This is a genomic window from Streptomyces mobaraensis, assembly GCF_020099395.1.
GTDB lineage: Bacteria > Actinomycetota > Actinomycetes > Streptomycetales > Streptomycetaceae > Streptomyces.
Genome location: NZ_CP083590.1, coordinates 7,064,356 through 7,083,355 on the forward strand (window position 1 = coordinate 7,064,356; position 19,000 = coordinate 7,083,355).

A 19,000-nucleotide genomic window follows, 5' to 3' on the forward strand; every position below is an offset into this window, starting at 1 on the left:
CACGGCGCGACAACCACGCTGAAGGCTGGGTGAACTCTCATGGCGAGTGAAGAGCAACTGGTCGACTACCTCAAGCGGGTCGCCGCCGAACTGCACGACACGCGGCAGCGGTTGCGCGAAGTGGAGGAGCGCTCCCAGGAGCCGGTGGCCATCGTCGGCATGGCCTGCCGGTTCCCCGGCGGCGTCGCGTCGCCCGAGGCCCTGTGGGAGCTGGTGGCCGAGGGCAAGGACGCCATCGAGGGCTTCCCCACCGACCGCGGCTGGGACCTGGAGGGCCTCTACCACCCCGACCCCGACCACCCGGGAACCTGCTACGTACGCGAGGGCGGATTCCTCGACGGCGCCGACCGGTTCGACTCCGGGTTTTTCGGCTTCAGCCCGCGCGAGGCCCTCGCCAGCAGCCCGCAGCTGCGCCTGCTCCTGGAGACGTCCTGGGAGGTGCTCGAACGGGCGGGTATCGACCCCACCACCCTGAAGGGCAGCCCCACGGGCGTCTACGTGGGTGCCGCGACGACCGGCAACCCGACCCAGGGCGACCCGGCGGGCAAGGCCACCGAGGGGTACGCGGGCAGCGCGCCCAGCGTCCTCTCGGGCCGCGTCTCCTTCACCCTCGGCCTCGAAGGCCCGGCCGTGACCGTCGAGACCGCCTGCTCGTCCTCGCTGGTGGCCATGCACCTGGCCGCGCAGGCACTCCGGCAGGGCGAGTGCGACCTGGCCCTCGCCGGCGGCGTGACCGTGATGTCCACACCCGAGGTGTTCACCGGCTTCTCCCGCCAGCGCGGCCTGGCCCCCGACGGCCGCTGCAAGCCCTTCGCCGCGGCGGCCGACGGCACGGGCTGGGGCGAGGGCGCGGGCCTGATCCTGCTCGAGCGTCTGTCGGACGCGCGCCGCAACGGGCACAAGGTCCTCGCCGTTCTGCGGGGTTCGGCCGTCAACCAGGACGGCGCCAGCAACGGCTTCACCGCGCCCAACGGCCCCTCGCAGCGCCGCGTCATCCGGCAGGCGCTGGCCGGAGCCAACCTCTCCACGTCCGAGATCGACGCGGTGGAGGCGCACGGCACCGGCACCAAGCTGGGCGACCCCATCGAGGCCGAGGCCCTCATCGCCACGTACGGCAAGGAGCGCGACGAGGACCGGCCGCTGTGGCTCGGCTCGGTGAAGTCCAACATCGGCCACACGCAGGCGGCCGCCGGTGTGGCCGGTGTGATCAAGATGGTGATGGCACTCCGGCGCGAGCTGCTGCCCGCCACCCTGCACGTGGACGAGCCCACCCCGCACGTGCAGTGGGAAGGCGGCGGCGTACGGCTGCTCACCGAGCCGGTTCCGTGGTCGCGGAGCGAACGGGTGCGCCGGGCCGGCGTGTCCTCGTTCGGTATCTCGGGGACGAACGCGCATGTGATCCTGGAGGAGGCGCCGGCGGAGGTTTCCGACGAGGGTGTGCCGGAGCCTGTTCCGGGTGCGGTGGTGCCGTGGGTGGTGTCCGGGCGTACGGGTGAGGCGCTGCGGGAGCAGGCCCAGCGTTTGGGTGCCTTCGCGTCGGAGAGCTCCTCGCTGTTGGACGTGGGTTGGTCGCTGGCGACGTCGCGTGCGGCCTTCGAGCACCGGGCCGTGGTGGTGGGCCGGGACGTCGGTCAGGCGGTCGCGGGTCTTGAGGCGCTGGCCGCGGGTGAGGTGTCGGCGGATGTGGTGTCCGGGGTGGCCGGTGAGATGGGCCCTGGGCCGGTGCTGGTGTTCCCGGGGCAGGGGTCGCAATGGGTGGGCATGGGTGCCCAACTGTTGGATGAATCACCGGTGTTCGCGGCTCGGATTGCCGAGTGTGAGCGGGCGTTGTCTCCGTATGTCGACTGGTCGTTGGTCGAGGTATTGAGCGGTGACGGCGATGTGCTGTCGCGGGTGGAGGTGGTGCAGCCGGTTCTGTGGGCGGTGATGGTCTCTCTCGCCGCCGTCTGGGCGGAGTACGGGGTGAAGCCCGCCGCGGTGATCGGTCATTCGCAAGGTGAGATGGCTGCGGCGGTGGTGGCTGGTGCGTTGTCGTTGGAGGATGCGGCGCGGATCGTCGCGGTGCGTAGTGATGCGTTGAGGAGGTTGGCCGGTCGGGGTGCGATGGCTTCTCTCGGCGTGGGCCGGGAACTTGCCGAAGAGTTCATCGACGGGCACGCAGGAGTCGGCGTCGCTGCCGTGAACGGCCCTTCGTCGACGGTGGTTTCGGGCCCGCCGGAGCAGGTGGCCGCAGTGGTCGCGGAAGCTGAGGCGCAAGGTCATCGTGCACGCCTGATCGATGTGGATTACGCCTCGCACGGTCCGCAGGTGGATGAGATCGCGGATCTGCTGGCCGAGCGTCTGAGCGGTGTCGAGCCTTTGGCGACCGACATCGCGTTCTACTCCACGGTCACCGCCGGCCGGATCGACACCGCCACTTTGACCTCCGACTACTGGATCACGAACCTGCGGCAGCAGGTCCGCTTCGCCGACACGGTCGAAGCACTGCTGGCGGACGGCTATCGCGTCTTCATCGAGGCCAGCCCGCACCCGGTGCTGAACCTGGGCATGGAGGAGACCATCGAGCAGGCGGACGTCACCGCCACGGTGGTGCCCACCCTGCGCCGCGAGCACGGCGACATCCTCCAGCTCACGCATTCCGTGGCGCGCGCGTTCACGGCTGGCGCGGACGTCGACTGGCGGCGTTTCTTTCCCACGGACCCCACCCCCCGTACCGTCGACCTGCCCACCTACGCCTTCCAGCACCAGCGTTACTGGCTGGAGGTCGACGGAGTCGGTGACGTCCGGCAGGCGGGGCTGCGGCGCTTGGAGCACACGCTGCTGCCCGCCGCGCTCGGTCTGGCGGACGGCGCGCTCGTACTGACCGGCCGGCTCGCGGCGTCCGGTGCCGCCGGCTGGCTCGTCGACCACGCCGTGACGGGGACGACGCTGGTGCCCGGCGCGGCCCTGGTGGAGTGGGCGCTCCAGGCCGCCGACGAGGCGGGTTGCCCCACCCTGGAGGAGCTGACGCTCCAGGCGCCGCTCGCGCTGCCCGACTCCGGCGGGCTCCAGGTACAGGTCGTCGTGGGTCCGGCCGACGAGAGGGACGGGCGGCGGGAGGTGCGGATCTTCTCCCGGCCCGACACCGAGGACGCGGCGGACCACGACGAGGCGTGGTCGTGCCACGCCACCGGTGTGCTGAGCCCCGAACCCGCGTCCGCCGTCGACGGCGAACCGGGCGGGGCATGGCCGCCGGCCGGCGCGGAGCAGGTGGACATCGGCGGTCTCTACGAGCGGGCCTCGGCCGCCGGCTACCACTACGGCCCGGCGTTCCAGGGTCTTCGCACGGTGTGGCGGCACGGCGAGGACCTGCTGGCCGAGGTCGTCCTGCCCGACGCCGCGGGCGCTCATGACGGCTTCGGCATCCACCCCGTCCTGCTGGACGCCGCCTTGCACCCGGCGCTGCTGCTCGATGAAGGAGCCCAGGAGGAGCCCGAAGCCGGCGTCAGACTGCCCTTCGCGTGGAACGGCGTCTCCCTGTGGGCCACCGGTGCCACCGAGGCGCGGGTGCGACTGTCCCCGCACCGGGGGGAGGGGGACGAACCGGACCTGCGGCTGACGGTGACCGACGCCACCGGCGCACCCGTGCTGAGCGTCGCCTCGCTGGCGGTACGCCGGGCCGATCCCGGGCGGCTGCGCGTGGCGGGGAAGGCGGGGGCCAAGGGGCTGTTCACCGTGGAGTGGACCGACGTTCCGCCGGTGGACGTGCCTTCGGCGGACGCGGGGGACGAGCGCGGCTGGGCGGTGCTCGGCCAGGACGCGCCGGCCTGGGCCGGAGCGGACGTTCCGCGCTACGCGACTCCGGCGGCGCTGCTGGAAGGCGGTGCACCGGTTCCCGGAACGGTCCTCGTCGCACCCTCCCCGGCACCCGACACATCGTCCCTCGCCGTCGAGGCACACGGTCGCGCCGTCGCCGAGCGCACACTGCGGCTCGTACAGGACTGGCTGGCCGAACCGCGCCTGACCGACGCCCGCCTCGTCTTCCTCACCCACCGCGCGGCGGCCGTTCCGGACGTCGACGAGCCGGGGGACGTGGACGCGTCGGCCGCCGCCCTCTGGGGACTGGTCCGCAGCGCCCAGTCCGAGCACCCGGACCGCTTCGTTCTGCTGGATGTCGCGGACGGCCTCGACGCCGCGAACGACGAGGGGCTCGACCGCGCGGCCGTGGCACGGGCCCTCGCCTCCGGTGAGCCGCAACTGGCCCTCCGCGCCGGCCGCGTCCTCGCCCCGCGCCTCGTACGCGCCACCACGACCGGATCCGAGACCGAATCCGGGACCGGAGCCGACGGACCCCGGCGGCCCGCCCGCGCCGGCCTCGACCCCGACGGCACCGTCCTGATCGCCGGCGGCACCGGCATGATGGGCGGCCTGGTGGCCGAACACCTCGTCCGCACCTGGTCGGTGCGGCACCTGCTGCTCGTCGGCAGGCAGGGCCCCGACGCGCCCGGCGCCGGTGACCTCGCCGACCGGCTCACCGCGCTCGGTGCCCAGGTGCGGATCGTCGCCGCCGACCTCACCGACCGGCGGGCCGCCGAAGGGCTGGTCGCCTCCGTCGATCCGGAGCACCCCCTGACCGCAGTGATCCACGCGGCGGGCGTGCTGGACGACGCCGTGGTCACCGCGCAGACCCCCGATCAACTGGCCAGGGTCTGGGCCGCCAAGGCGACCGTCGCCGCCAACCTGGACCTCGCCACCCGGCGGGCGGACCCGGCCCTGTTCGTCGCCTTCTCCTCCGCCGCCGGTGTCCTCGGCAACGCGGGCCAGGCCGGATACGCGGCCGCCAACGCCTTCGTCGACGCCCTCGTGACCCGCCGCGACGGCACACACGGGACCGGGACCGCCCTGTCGATCGCCTGGGGGCTGTGGGCGCGTGACAGCGCCATGACCCGGCACCTCGACGAGGCCGACCTGGCGCGGCTGCGCGCGGGCGGCATGAAGCCGCTCTCGGACGAGCAGGGACTGGCCCTGCTGGACGCGGCGCGCGACGTGGACGGCCCGGCGGTCGTCGCCGCCGGGATCGACGTACGCGGCCTGGCCCAGGACACCGCCCCCGCGATGCTGCGGAAGCTCGCAGGGCGGCCGCGCCGCCGGACGGCCGCCGGTTCCACCGGCGACCCGGCGGCGCTGGAGAACCGGCTCGCGGGCCTCGACGCCGCCGAACGCCTCGCCGCCGTCACCGATCTGGTGCGCGAGTGCGTCGCGGCGGTACTCGCCTACCCCACGCCGGCCGACGTCCGCACCGAAGCCAACTTCAAGGACCTCGGCTTCGACTCGCTGACGGCGGTGCAACTGCGCAACAGCCTGACGGCGGCCAGCGGCCTGCGGCTCCCCGCCACCCTGGTCTTCGACCATCCGACGCCCCGGGCGCTGGCCGCCCATCTGTGCACCCGGCTGGGAGGCGGCGAGGTGGCCGGCCCCGCCGTTCAGCGTGCCACCGTCGAGGCGGACGAGCCCATCGCCATCGTCTCCATGGCCTGCAAGTACCCGGGAGGCGTCACCTCACCCGAAGATCTGTGGAGGCTGGTCGAATCGGGCGTGGACACGGTAGGGGAGTTCCCCACGGGCCGCGGCTGGGACCTGGACCGGCTCTTCCACCCGGACCCCGACCACCCCGGCACCAGCTACGCCGACCAAGGGGCCTTCCTGCACGACGCGGCCGATTTCGACGCCGCGTTCTTCGGCATCAGCCCGCGTGAGGCGTTGGCCATGGATCCGCAGCAGCGGCTGCTGCTGCAGGCGTCGTGGGAGGTGCTGGAGCGGGCGGGTATCGACCCGACGTCGCTGAAGGGGACGCAGACCGGTACGTACGTGGGCGTGATGTACCACGACTACGCGGCGGGCCTGGCCAGTGGCGAGGACCCCCAACTGGAGGGCTACTCCATGCTGGCCGGCTCGGGGAGCGTGGTCTCCGGGCGGGTGGCGTACACGCTGGGTCTGGAGGGTCCGGCGGTGACGGTCGACACGGCGTGTTCTTCGTCGCTGGTGTCGATCCACCTGGCGGCGCAGGCGCTGCGGCAGGGCGAGTGCGACCTGGCCCTCGCCGGCGGTGTCACCGTCATGGCGACCCCCGAGGTCTTCACCGGCTTCTCCCGCCAGCGTGGCCTCGCCCCGGACGGCCGCTGCAAGCCGTTCGCCGCCGCGGCCGACGGCACCGGCTGGGGAGAGGGCGTCGGCGTCCTCCTGCTGGAGCGTCTGTCCGACGCCCGGCGCCATGGGCGCCGAGTGCTGGGTGTGGTGCGTGGTTCGGCGGTGAACCAGGACGGCGCGAGCAACGGGCTGACGGCGCCGAACGGTCCGTCGCAGGAGCGGGTCATCCGACAGGCGTTGGCCAGCGGTGGGCTCGCCGCGTCCGATGTGGACGTGGTCGAGGGGCATGGCACGGGGACGACGCTGGGCGATCCGATCGAGGCGCAGGCGCTCCTGGCCACGTATGGGCAGGGGCGGCCGGAGGACCGGCCGTTGTGGCTCGGCTCGGTGAAGTCCAACATCGGTCACACCCAGGCCGCGGCGGGTGTGGCGGGTGTGATCAAGATGGTGATGGCGATGCGGCGGGGTGTGGTGCCGGCGAGTCTGCATGTGGATGAGCCGACGCCGCATGTGGACTGGGCGTCGGGTGCGGTGCGGGTGGTGTCGGAGGCGGTGCCGTGGCCTGAGGCGGCCCGGCCGCGTCGGGCGGGTGTCTCGTCGTTCGGTGCGTCCGGCACCAACGCGCACCTGATCATCGAGCACGTCCCCGAGCCGGCGGAGGCCGCACGGGAGGAGGATCCCGGTGACGGTGGACTGGTGCCGTGGGTGCTGTCCGCCCGCAGCCCGAAAGCGCTGCGCGACCAGGCCCACCGCCTCAAGGACGCCGTGGCGGACGCCTCTGACGTGCCCGCACGGGATGTGGGCTGGTCGTTGCTGCGTACGCGGTCGCTGTTCGAACACCGAGCAGTGGTGGCAGGCACGGAGCGGGTGGCCGCGCTTGAGGCGTTGGCGGTGGGGGAGTCGCATGCGGGGTTGGTGGGTCCGGGTGTGGTGCGTGGGGGCAAGTCGATATGGCTCTTCAGTGGTCAGGGGAGTCAGTTGGTGGGGATGGGGTCGGGGTTGTATGAGCGGTTCCCGGTGTTCGCGGGGGCGTTCGATGAGGTGTGTGGGCTGTTGGAGGAGGAGCTCGGGGGTTCGCTGAAGGATGTTGTCTTCGGTGGCCCTCAAGATCGTTTGGATCACACGATGTGGGCGCAGGCGGGGTTGTTCGCGCTCCAGGTGGGGTTGGCCCGGTTGTGGGAGTCGGTGGGGGTTCGCCCTGATGTGGTGATCGGTCATTCGGTCGGTGAGATCGCTGCCGCGTATGTGGCGGGTGTGTTCGATCTGGCGGATGCGTGCCGGGTGGTGGGTGCTCGGGCGCGGTTGATGGGTGCGCTGCCTGAGGGCGGTGCGATGTGCGCGGTGCAGGCCACGCCCGAGGAGTTGGCCGGTGACCTGGACGGCTCAGGGGTGAGCGTCGCTGCCGTGAACACTCCTGATTCCACCGTGATTTCCGGCCCTGCCGATGCTGTGGAGCGGATCGCTGCCGCATGGTCCGCCCAGGGACGCAAGACGAAAGCGCTCTCCGTCAGCCACGCGTTCCACTCGGCGCTGATGGAGCCCATGCTCCCGGACTTCGCCGATGCGCTCGCCGGGGTGAGGTTCAAGGCTCCCGCGATCCCGTTGATCAGCAACGTGACCGGTCTGCCCGCGGACGAGGAGATCGCGTCTCCGGACTATTGGGTGCGGCATGTTCGCCAGCCGGTTCTCTTCCGGCAGGCCATCGCGCATGTTGCCGACCAGGCCGGGTTCTTCGTGGAGTTGGGTCCGGCTCCGGTGTTGACCACCGCCGCCCAGCACACCCTCGACGAGGTGGACGGGCCCGAGCCGCTGCTGGTCTCGTCGCTGGGCGGCGGCCGGCCCGAGGAGCAGGCGTTCCTCGAGGCGATGGCGCGGCTGCACACGGCCGGGGCCGCCGTGGACTGGGACGTCTGGTTCCAGGGCAAGGGCAAGCCCGCGGTGGTGGATCTGCCGACGTATGCGTTCCAGCGTGAGCGGTTCTGGTTGGCCGGAGGGTCTGGGCGTGTGGATGCGGCGGGTCTGGGGTTGGTGGCCGCGGGGCATCCGTTGTTGGGTGCGGCGGTGGAGTTCGCCGATCGGGGCGGCTGCCTGCTGACGGGTCGGTTGTCGTCTTCGGGTGTTTCCTGGCTGGCCGATCATGAGGTGGCCGGGACGGTTCTCGTTCCCGGTGCGGCGTTGGTGGAGTGGGTGTTGCGGGCCGGTGACGAGGTGGGGTGTGTCACGGTCGAGGAGTTGATGTTGCAGGCTCCTGTGGTGGTGCCGGCGGTGTCGGGGTTGCGGGTGCAGGTGGTGGTGGACGCGGCGGCGGACGACGGCCGTCGTGAGGTGCGTGTCTACAGTCGTCCCGACGACGGCGACGACGCCTGGGTCTGCCACGCCACCGGCGTCCTCACCCCCGAGCCCACGGCCGCACCCGAGGGACTGGTCGGGGCCTGGCCGGCTTCGGGCGCAGTGCCGGTCGCCGTGGAAGGCTTCTACGAGCGGATGTCCGCGGCCGGTTACGCGTACGGTCCGGCTTTCCAGGGGCTGAGGTCGGTGTGGCGGGACGGTGACGACCTGCTGGCCGAGGTCGCGCTGCCGGAGGCCGCCGGTTCGCCGGACGGCTACGGCATCCACCCCGCCCTCCTTGACGCCGCGCTCCACCCGGCCCTCCTGCTCGACTGGGGCGGGGAACCGCAGGACGACGGCAAGCTGTGGCTGCCGTTCACCTGGAACCGGGTCGGCCTGTGGGCCGCGGGCGCCGACACCGTACGCGTACGCGTGTCGCCCGGTGAGCACGACGCCACCGAACGGGAACTCCGGCTCCTGGTCACGGACGCCGCCGGGACGAACGTACTGAGCGTGGGATCGGTGACGCTCCGCCCGGCGGACGTCGGGCAGTTGAGGTCCGTGAGGGACGACGACGGCTTGTTCACCGTGCGGTGGACGCCGCTGCCGCTTCCCGCCACGGTTGGGGAGGACGTCCCAAGCGGCGACGACGAAGCGCCCTGGGCGGTGGTCACTCCCATCGAGGCCGGCGGCGACGGTCTCGCGGCGGCAGAGCGGGTGCTTTCCCTGGTCCAGGAGTTCCTGGCCGCGCCCCAGTCGGCCGAGTCCCGGCTGCTGCTGGTGACCCGGGGCGCTGTCGCCATCGAGGACGACGGTGACGTCGATCCGGTCGCCGCTTCCGTCTGGGGGCTGGTCCGCAGTGCCCAGTCCGAACACCCGGGCCGCTTCGTGCTCGTGGACACGGACGGCGACGATCTCCCGCACGCCGCGCTGCGCTACGCCGTCGAGGAACTGGACGAACCGCAACTCGCCCTCCGCGACGGAACGCTGCTGATCCCGAGGCTGGTCCGCGCGACCGGGGGCCCTGCCGTCGGGGCGCCCGGCGCACGGGACTGGCGGCTGGAGACCAGCGGCACCGGAACGCTCGAGGGGGTGGCCCCCGTGACCTGCCCCGAACTCGCCGAACCCCTGGCTTCCGGCCAGGTGCGCCTGGAGGTCCGGGCCGCGGGAATCAACTTCCGCGACGTCCTGGTCAGCCTCGGCATGGTGCCGGGACAGACCGGCCTGGGCGGCGAGGGTGCCGGCGTCGTCACGGAGGTCGGGCCCGACGTCACGCACCTCGCGGTCGGCGACCAGGTCATGGGTGTGCTCGGCGGCTCGTTCGGGCCGGTGGCCATAGCGGACACCCGTATGGTGGCGCCGGTTCCGTCGGGGTGGGGTGTGCTGGAGGCGGCGGGTGCGCCGGTGGCGTTCTTGACGGCTTGGTACGGGCTGGTGGAGTTGGCGGGTGTGCGGCCGGGTGAGTCGGTGTTGGTGCATGCGGCGACGGGTGGGGTGGGGATGGCGGCGGTGCGGATCGCCCGTCATCTGGGTGCGGAGGTGTTCGCGACGGCCAGTCCTGCCAAGCATGGTGTGCTGGAGGAGATGGGCATCGACGCCGGGCACCGTGCCTCCTCGCGTGATGTGGATTTCGAGGACCGGATCCGGCGGGCCACGGGTGGTCGTGGTGTGGATGTGGTGCTGAACAGCCTGACGGGTGAGTTCATCGAGGCGTCCTTGCGGCTGCTGCGCGAGGGTGGGCGCTTCCTGGAGATGGGCAAGACCGATGTGCGCGACCCGGCTGAGGTGGCCGAGCGGTATCCCGGGGTGACGTACCACCTCTACGACCTGGTCACCGACGCCGGACCCGACCGGATCAGGGATATGTGGGCGGCGATGGAGGAGCTGTTCGCCTCCGGCGCGCTCGCTCCCCTGCCGGTGCGTTCCTGGCCGCTGGACAAGGCGCGGGAGGCGTTCCGGTTCATGAGCCAGGCCAAGCACACCGGCAAGCTGGTCCTGGAAATACCGCCCGCCCTCGACCCCGAAGGCACCGTACTGATCACCGGCGGCACCGGAGCTCTCGGCCGGGTCGTGGCCGAACATGTGGTCCGGCAGTGGGGTGTGCGGCGTCTGCTGTTGGCGGGTCGTCGTGGGCCGGAGGCTCCGGGCGCGGCCGAGCTGGTCGAGCACCTGCGCGGATTGGGTGCCGAGGTGTCGGTGGTGGCGGCTGATGTGAGTGATGCGGTGTCGGTGGCGGAGTTGGTCGGCAAGGCGGATCCGGCGCATCCGCTGACCGGTGTGGTGCATGCCGCTGGTGTCCTGGAGGACGCGGTGGTGACGGCCCAGACCCCCGAGAGCCTGGCGCGTGTGTGGTCGGCGAAGGCGACGGCCGCGGCCCATCTGCACGAGGCGACGCGGGACCTGCGGTTGGGGGCGTTCGTCGTCTTCTCTTCCGCGGCTGCGACGCTGGGCAGTCCGGGTCAGGCCAACTACGCCGCGGCGAACGCCTACTGCGACGCTCTGATGCGCCGCCGTCGTGCCGCGGGGTTGAGTGGGTTGTCGGTGGGCTGGGGGTTGTGGCAGACCTCCGGCGACGGCATGACCGGTGGTCTCGGTGAGACCGACGTCGCCCGCATGGCCCGCATCGGTGTCAAGGCGATGAGCGGCGAACACGGCCTCGCCCTCCTCGACGCCGCACAGCGCCGCGCCGAGCCCTACGTACTCGCCGCCGATCTCAATCCCCGCGTCCTGGCCGCCAAATCCGCCACCGCCCTGCCCGCCCTGCTGCGCGCCTTCGCCAACGGGCAGGGGCCCGCCCGGCCGACCGCTGCCGCCGGCCGGCCGAGCACCGACTGGGCCGGGCGACTCGCGGGCCTCACCGTCGAGGCGCAGTACCAGAACCTGCTCGACCTGGTGCGTACCCACGCCGCGGCGGTGCTCGGGCACGCGGGCACCGACGCCGTACGCGCCGACGTTCCCTTCACGGACCTCGGTTTCGACTCCCTGACGGCGGTCGAACTGCGCAACAGGCTCTCCGCCGCCACCGGCCTGCGCCTGCCCGCCACGTTCATCTTCCGTCACCCCACCCCCGCCGCCATCGCGGAGGAACTGCGCGAGCAGCTCTGCCCCGCGGCGGCCGACCCGTCGGCGCCGCTGTTCGGCGAGCTGGACCGGCTGGAGACGGTGATCGCGGGCCACGCGCACGACGAGGACACCCGCGGCCGCCTGGTGGCGCGCCTGGAGTCCCTGCTGTGGCGGCTGGGCGACGGCGCGGGTGACGGGAGCGGCGACACCGTCGCGGGCGACGACCTGGAGTCCGCGTCCGACGACGAGCTGTTCGAGCTGATCGACCGCGAACTGCCTTCTTGATCAGGAGTGGAAGAAACATGCCGGGTACGAAAGACACGCCGGGTACCGAGGAGAAGCTTCGCCACTACCTGAAGCGGGTGACGGCGGATCTGGGACAGACCCGTCAGCGCCTGCGCGAGACGGAGGAGCGGCAGCGGGAACCGCTGGCCATCGTCGCGATGGCCTGCCGGTACCCCGGCGGTGTGACGTCGCCGGAGGAACTGTGGGACCTGGTCGCCTCGCGTGGCGACGCCATCGAGGCGTTCCCGGCCGACCGCGGCTGGGACGTGGAGAACCTGTACCACCCCGACCCGGATCACCCGGGCACCAGCTATGTGAGGGAGGCCGGCTTCCTGCGGGACGCCACGCGCTTCGACGCCGACTTCTTCGGCGTCAACCCGCGGGAGGCGCTGGCCGCCGACCCGCAGCAGCGGGTGCTCCTGGAAGTGGCCTGGGAACTGTTCGAGCGCGCGGGCATCGACCCGGCCTCCCTCAAGGACAGCCCGACGGGCGTGTACGCGGGGGTGTCCAGCCAGGACTACATGTCCCGGTCCCGGGTGCCCGCCGAAGTGGAGGGGTACGCCACCACGGGCACCCTCTCCAGCGTCATCTCCGGTCGTATCGCCTACACCTTCGGCCTCGCGGGCCCCGCGGTCACGCTCGACACCGCGTGCTCGGCGTCGCTGGTCGCGATCCACCTGGCGGCGCAGGCGCTGCGGCAGGGCGAGTGCGAGCTGGCCCTCGCGGGCGGCGTCACCGTGCTGTCCACGCCCACCGCGTACGTCGAGTTCTCCCGCCAGCGGGGCCTGTCACCGGACGGCCGCTGCAAGCCGTTCGCCGCCGCGGCCGACGGCACCGGATTCTCCGAGGGCGTCGGCCTCGTCCTGCTGGAACGCCTCTCCGACGCCCGCCGCAACGGGCACCGCGTACTCGGCGTCATCCGCGGATCCGCCGTCAACCAGGACGGCGCGAGCAACGGCCTCACCGCCCCCAACGACGCCGCCCAGGAACGGGTGATCCGCCAGGCCCTGGCCAACGCCCGGGTCACCCCGGACACCGTCGACGCCGTGGAGGCACACGGCACCGGGACGACGCTGGGCGACCCCATCGAGGCGCAGGCGCTCCTCGCCACGTACGGCAAGGAGCGCGCCGACGACCGGCCGCTGTGGCTGGGCTCGGTCAAGTCCAACATCGGCCACACCCAGGCCGCCGCCGGCGTCGCCGGTGTGATCAAGATGGTGATGGCGATGCGGCACGGGGAACTGCCCGCCTCGCTGCACATCGACCGCCCCACGCCCCATGTGGAGTGGGAGGGCGGGGGAGTGCGGCTGCTCACCGACCCCGTGCCGTGGCCACGCGCCGACCGGCCCCGGCGGGCGGGCGTCTCCTCCTTCGGCATCAGCGGCACCAACGCCCACCTCATCCTGGAACAGGCCCCCGACGAAGCGGACGAGCCGGTGGAGCGCGCCGACGCCGCCCCGGACGGTGCCGTCGTGCCGTGGGTGGTCTCGGCCCGCAGCCGGGACGCGTTGCGGGCGCAGGCGGGCCGCTTGAGCGAGGCCGTGGGCGATGCTGGTGATGTACGTGATGTGGGTTGGTCGTTGTTGCGTACACGGTCGTTGTTCGAGCATCGGGCCGTTGTGGTCGCTGCGGAGCAAGCGGAGCGGGTGGCCGCGCTTGAGGCGTTGGCGGTGGGGGAGTCGCATGCGGGGTTGGTGGGTCCGGGCGTGGTGCGTGGGGGGAGGACGGTGTGGCTCTTCAGTGGTCAGGGGAGTCAGCTGGTGGGGATGGGGTCGGGGTTGTATGAGCGGTTCCCGGTGTTCGCGGGGGCGTTCGATGAGGTGTGTGGGCTGTTGGAGGGGGAGCTTGAGGGGTCGCTGAAGGACGTCGTCTTCGGTGGCCCTCAAGATCGTTTGGATCACACGATGTGGGCGCAGGCGGGGTTGTTCGCGCTCCAGGTGGGGTTGGCCCGGTTGTGGGAGTCGGTGGGGATACGTCCTGATGTGGTGATCGGTCATTCGGTCGGTGAGATCGCTGCCGCGTATGTGGCGGGTGTGTTCGATCTGGCGGATGCGTGCCGGGTGGTGGGTGCCCGGGCGCGGTTGATGGGCGCGCTGCCCGAGGGTGGTGCGATGTGTGCGGTGCAGGCCACCCCTGAGGAACTCGCCGGCGACCTGGAGGGCTCGGGGGTGAGTGTCGCTGCGGTGAACACCCCCGACTCCACCGTGATTTCCGGCCCTGCCGATGCTGTGGAGCGGATCGCTGCCACATGGTCCGCCCAGGGACGCAAGACGAAAGCGCTCTCCGTCAGCCACGCGTTTCACTCGGCGCTGATGGAGCCCATGCTCCCGGACTTCGCCGACGCGCTGGCCGAGGTGAGGTTCAAGGCTCCTGCGATCCCGTTGATCAGCAATGTGACCGGTCTCCCTGCCGATGAAGAGATCGCGTCTCCCGACTACTGGGTGCGTCATGTTCGCCAGCCGGTTCTCTTCCGGCAGGCCATCGCGCACGTCGCCGACCAGGCCGGGGTGTTCGTGGAGCTGGGTCCGGCTCCGGTGTTGACCACCGCCGCCCAGCACACCCTCGACGGCGTCGTCGAAGCCGAGGCGCCGGAGCCGGTCGTGACCGCCTCGCTGCACTCCGCGCAGCCGGACGACGTGGCGTTCACGCAGGCGGTGGCCCGGCTGCACACGGCCGGGGCCGCCGTGGACTGGTCGGGCTGGTTCCCGGCCGACCCCGCCCCCCGTACCGTCGACCTGCCCACGTACGCCTTCCAGGGCCGGCGTTTCTGGCTGGCGGACATCCTGGCCCCCGAGGCGGCGTCCCAGGCGGACGGTGACGAGGCCGGTTTCTGGGCGGCCGTGGAAGGCGAGGACGTCCAGGCGCTCTGCGACACCCTGCACCTCAAGGACGACGAGCGCAGGTCGGCGTTGGAGTCCGTCTTCCCCGCCCTCTCCGCGTGGCGGCGCGAGCGGCGTGAGCAGTCCGTCGTCGACTCCTGGCGCTACCGCGTCGACTGGCAGCCTGTCCCCCTCTCCGACTCCACCGCTTCCGGATCCGGCCCCTGGCTGATCGTCGCCCCCTCCCAGGGCGCCGACGCCTGGGTCCGCGCCTGCCTGGACGCGCTGGAGGGGGCCGGGGTTTCGGCGGTGCTCGTCGAGGCGGGCCCGTGCCCGGGGCGGCCGGACCTCGCGGAGCTGCTCCGCTCCGGCCGGGCCGGACTCCCGGACGGTACCGCCCCTGCGGGCGTGCTGTCCCTGCTCGCGCTCGCCGAACGGCCCGCCGAGGCGTCGTTGGCGCTCTTCCAGGCCCTGCTGGACGCCGGGTTCGACGCACCCCTGTGGTGCGCCACCCGCGGTGCCGTCTCCTGCGGGGAGACCGATCCCGTCGTCTCCCCGGAGCAGGCGGCGGTGTGGGGCCTCGGGCGGGTGGCCGCCCTGGAGCATCCCGAGGCGTGGGGCGGCCTGGTGGACCTGCCCGCCGCCCCGGAGCGGCGGGCGGTGGGACCGCTCCCCGCGGTCCTGTGCGGGGACGCCGGCGAGGACCAGGTCGCGCTGCGCCCGGCCGGGGTTCTCGGCCGCCGCCTGGTGCCCGACGCGGCGTCCGCCGGCGGTGCCGGGGAGGGCTGGCGGCCGCACGGTGCCGTGCTCGTGACGGGCGGTGTCGGGCGGCTGGCGGACCACGTGGTGCGCTGGCTGGCCGGCCGCGGCGCCGAACACGTCGTCCTCGTGGACCCGGACGGCGCCGGGGGTCCCCGGCGGGAAGCCGAGCTGAACGCCGAAGTAGCCGAACACGGAACCCTGGTGACCGTGGTACGGACGCCGGAAGAGGCGGCGGGCGTACGGGTGCGGACGGTCATCCACACCTCGCTGCCGGGCTGGCCCGCCCCCTTGGCGGAGATCACGCCCGACGACCTGACCTCGGCCGTGTCCGCCGCCACGGCACTTGGTGAACCGGTCGGTGCCGGACCGGTGGAGACCGTGTTGTTCTTCTCGTCCCTGGCGGCCACTCTCGGCAGCAGGGAGCACGGTGCCCACGCCGCCGCCAACGCCTGCCTCGATGCCCTGGCCCGGCAGCACCGGCCCGAGGGCCCGCGGATCGTCTCCGTAGGCTGGGGCATCTGGGACCTGCCGGACGACGGGGATCTCGCCCTCCGGCAGACCGGTCTGTCGCGGCGGCAGGGGCTGCCCCCGCTGGAACCCCGGCTGGCGCTCGGCGCGCTGCACACCCTGCTCGACGGTGGCGGCGACGGTGGTGGCGGTGGCGGGCACGCGGTGGTCGCGGACATCGAGTGGGAACGCTTCGCCCCGCTGTTCACCCTCTCCCGGCCCACCCGGCTCCTCGACGGGGTGCCGGCCGCCCGGCGGGTGCTCGACGCCGGGCCGGAGGCCGGTGACGGGGCGGACGTCGCCGAGCTGCGGCGCGAGCTGGCCGCCCTGCCGGCGCGGGAGCGGGCCGGCGCGCTGCTGAAGACGGTCCGTACGCAGGTGGCGGCCGTGCTGCGGTACGAGCCGGGGCAGGACGTCGATCCCGAACGGGCCTTCAAGGACCTGGGCTTCGACTCCCTCGTGGTCGTCGAGCTGCGCAACCGGCTGCGCGCGGCCACCGGGCTGCGGCTGCCCGCCACGCTCGTCTACGACTACCCGACGCCCCGCGCCCTCGCCGAGCACCTGCTGGAGCGGATCCTGCCCGACGGCGGTGCGGCGGAGCTGCCGGTGGCCGCCCATCTCGACGAGCTGGACGCCGCGTTGGCGGACCTCGCCGCGGACGACCCCCGCCGCCGGGGCCTGATCCGCCGCCTCCAGGCGCTGCTGTGGAAGCACCCCGACGCCGCCGCCCCGGCCGCGTCGGACGGCGGGGCCGGGGCGGGCGGCGAGGAGGACCTGTCCGCGGCGAGCGCCGACGACATGTTCGCGCTGATCGACCGCGAGTGGGGCGGGCGCTGACCCACACCGGTCACTGATCCGAGGCGGGGTGGCTGCCGTGTGGCAGCCACCCCGGCTTCGTGCCCCGGCTTCATGCCCCGGCTTCATGCCCCCGCTTCGTGCCCCGGTTTCGTGCCCCGGCTTCGTGCCCCGGCTTCATGCGACCGGTGACCCCGGCGGCGGATCGGCCCTTCGCGCGGCGCGTGCTCTCAAGCCCCTCCCCCCCGAACGCCGGACGGGCCGGGGGCGGCTCGATCGCTCGGCCGCCCCCGGCCCGTCCTCGGTCTCCTTCTTCCGCTTCCCGGCGTCACCCGAGCGTCACCCCGGCGTCACCCGGGTGCGTCTCGGAGAACCGTAACCGCCTACCCCACAGGCGCCGACCCCGCCGCCGCCGGCGTGAGGACCGACGCGTCGAGGCCCACCACCGCCAGCTCCTCCGCGGTGAACGGCGGCGCGGTCAGCTCCGGGCGGCGTTCGCCGGTGCGCATGGCCAGCAGGAAGCGGTTGGAACCCAGCTCCGACTGGGGCGCGTTCAGGCTCATCACGTCCGTGACGATCTCCGACGCCTCCGGGACGCGGATCGACGCCGCCGTGATGGCGTCGGCGAACCGGAGGCGCTGCTCGGTGTCGACGCCGACGAGCCGCGGGTCCGTCGCGTCCACGCGGCAGTTGACGTAGTCGATGTCCTTGGACGCCGCCAGGATCCAGGGGTCGTCGACGGCCGCGCCGATCGCCTTCTGTATCCGGTGCCCGTCTCCCGTCCCGGAGGGGGCGCCCTGCCCGAGCTCCCGGTCCAGGGTGACGGCGCAGCGCGCGGCCGAGCTCATGCCGTGCCCGTAGATCGGATTGAAGGCCGTCAGGGAGTCGCCGAGGACCAGCAGTCCGTCGGGCCACCGGTCGAGCCGTTCCGGGTACAGGCGCCGGTTGGCGGCGGAGCGGGAGCCGTAGAGGGGGGTGAGCGGTTCGGCGTCGCGCAGCAGGTCGGCGATGACCGGGTGCCGGAGGTCCCTCGCGAACGGCAGGAACTCCTCCTCGGTGGAGGGGAGCCGGGCGCCGCGGGTGCAGGAGAGCGTCACGATCCAGCGGCCGCCCTCGATGGGGTAGACGACGCCGAAGCGGCCGGGCTCGCGGACGTTGTCGTCGGCGGCGATGTTCACGGCGGGGAAGCCCGTCGTCGCCCCGGGCGGGGCCTGGAAGAAGCGGGTCGCGTAGGCGACGCCGGCGTCCACGACGTCCTCTTCCGGCGCGGGCGCGCCGAGCGCCGCGAGCCACTGCTTGAGCCGGGAGCCGCGCCCGGTGGCGTCGATCACCAGGTCGGCTTCCAGCGCGGTCCGCCGCCCGCTGTCGATGTCGCGGACGACCACGCCGGTGACCCGTCCCGCGTCGCCGGTGAGGTCGACGGCCTCGGTGCGCTGCAGAACGGTGATGTTGCGCCGCGTCAGCGCCCCCTGACGTACCGTCAGGTCGAGCAGAGGACGGCTGGCGAGCAGGGCGAACTGCGTGGCGGGGAAGCGGTGTTGCCAGCCCTGCCCGGTGAGGGTGACCAGATCCGCGGGGAAGCCGAGCCGGCGGGCCCCCGCCGCGAGGAGGCGGTCGGTGGTGCCGGGCAGCAGGTCCTCTATGAGGTGTGCCCCGTTGGACCACAGCAGATGGGCGTGGCGGCCCTGCGGCACGCCCTTGCGGTGCCGGGCCTCCTCGGGCAGTTCGTCGCGCTCCACGACGGTGACGGTCTCGGCGTGGCGGGCCAGCACATGGGCCGCGAGGGTCCCTGCCATGCTGGCGCCCAGGACGACGGCGTGGGCGAGTCGGGTGGTGGTCACGCGCGGTTCCCTTCGGGGTGGGCGGGGTCGGTGCCGGATGCCGTGCCGACCGCGTCGGGTTCGTCCACGGCCGTGTCCCCGGCCGTGTCGGCGACCGTGTCCATGGTCACGTCCGTCACTCCCCAGAACGCCTGGACCCGGCGGCCCAGCCCGTTCTCGTCGAGTTCGACGATGCCGACGATGCGGAAGGTCATCGGCCGGGGCTTCCGCACGGTGACGACGGTCGGCGTCACGACGAAACGGTCGTCCATCGAGGTCATCGGCGGGCCCGGCACCTCGTGCGTCCCGCAGGAGACGGCCAGTTCGAGATGGCGGCGCAGATCCTCCTTGCCGACCATCGGCGGCCGTCCCACCGGGTCCTCGAAGACGATGTCGTCCGCGAACAGGTCGAGGACGCCCTCGATGTCGCCGGCGTTGATGCGTTGGGCGTAGTCGAGTGCCATCTTCTTTCGCGCGGCCTCGTCGGGCATTGCT

Annotated in this window: 4 protein-coding genes; 2 read left to right on the forward strand and 2 right to left on the reverse strand. The window is 72.8% G+C overall.

Translation table 11 applies throughout. From position 1 onward, the window contains the following. Window positions 1-39 precede the first annotated feature (39 nt). Complete coding sequence (locus K7I03_RS31150) at window positions 40-11,802, forward strand: type I polyketide synthase (protein ID WP_224347303.1); 11,763 nt, start codon at window positions 40-42, stop codon at window positions 11,800-11,802. Between the two features lie 77 nt (window positions 11,803-11,879). Further along, window positions 11,880-16,727: a type I polyketide synthase gene (locus K7I03_RS31155; RefSeq protein ID WP_449657238.1), complete on the forward strand. Its 4,848-nt coding sequence runs from the start codon at window positions 11,880-11,882 to the stop codon at window positions 16,725-16,727. A gap of 341 nt (window positions 16,728-17,068) precedes the next feature. On the opposite strand, the gene K7I03_RS31160 is transcribed toward K7I03_RS31155, so the two are convergent. Both K7I03_RS31160 and K7I03_RS31165 read right to left on the reverse strand, forming a co-directional pair. Then, window positions 17,069-18,526 carry an NAD(P)/FAD-dependent oxidoreductase gene (locus K7I03_RS31160; protein WP_185946263.1) on the reverse strand — a complete coding sequence of 486 codons (1,458 nt, stop codon included), beginning with the start codon at window positions 18,524-18,526 and terminating at the stop codon, window positions 17,069-17,071. After that, window positions 18,523-18,996 (reverse strand): nuclear transport factor 2 family protein, encoded by a 474-nt coding sequence (locus tag K7I03_RS31165; RefSeq protein WP_185946262.1) that lies wholly within the window; start codon window positions 18,994-18,996, stop codon window positions 18,523-18,525. The genes K7I03_RS31160 and K7I03_RS31165 overlap by 4 nt, the downstream gene beginning before the upstream one ends. Window positions 18,997-19,000: the final 4 nt, after the last annotated feature.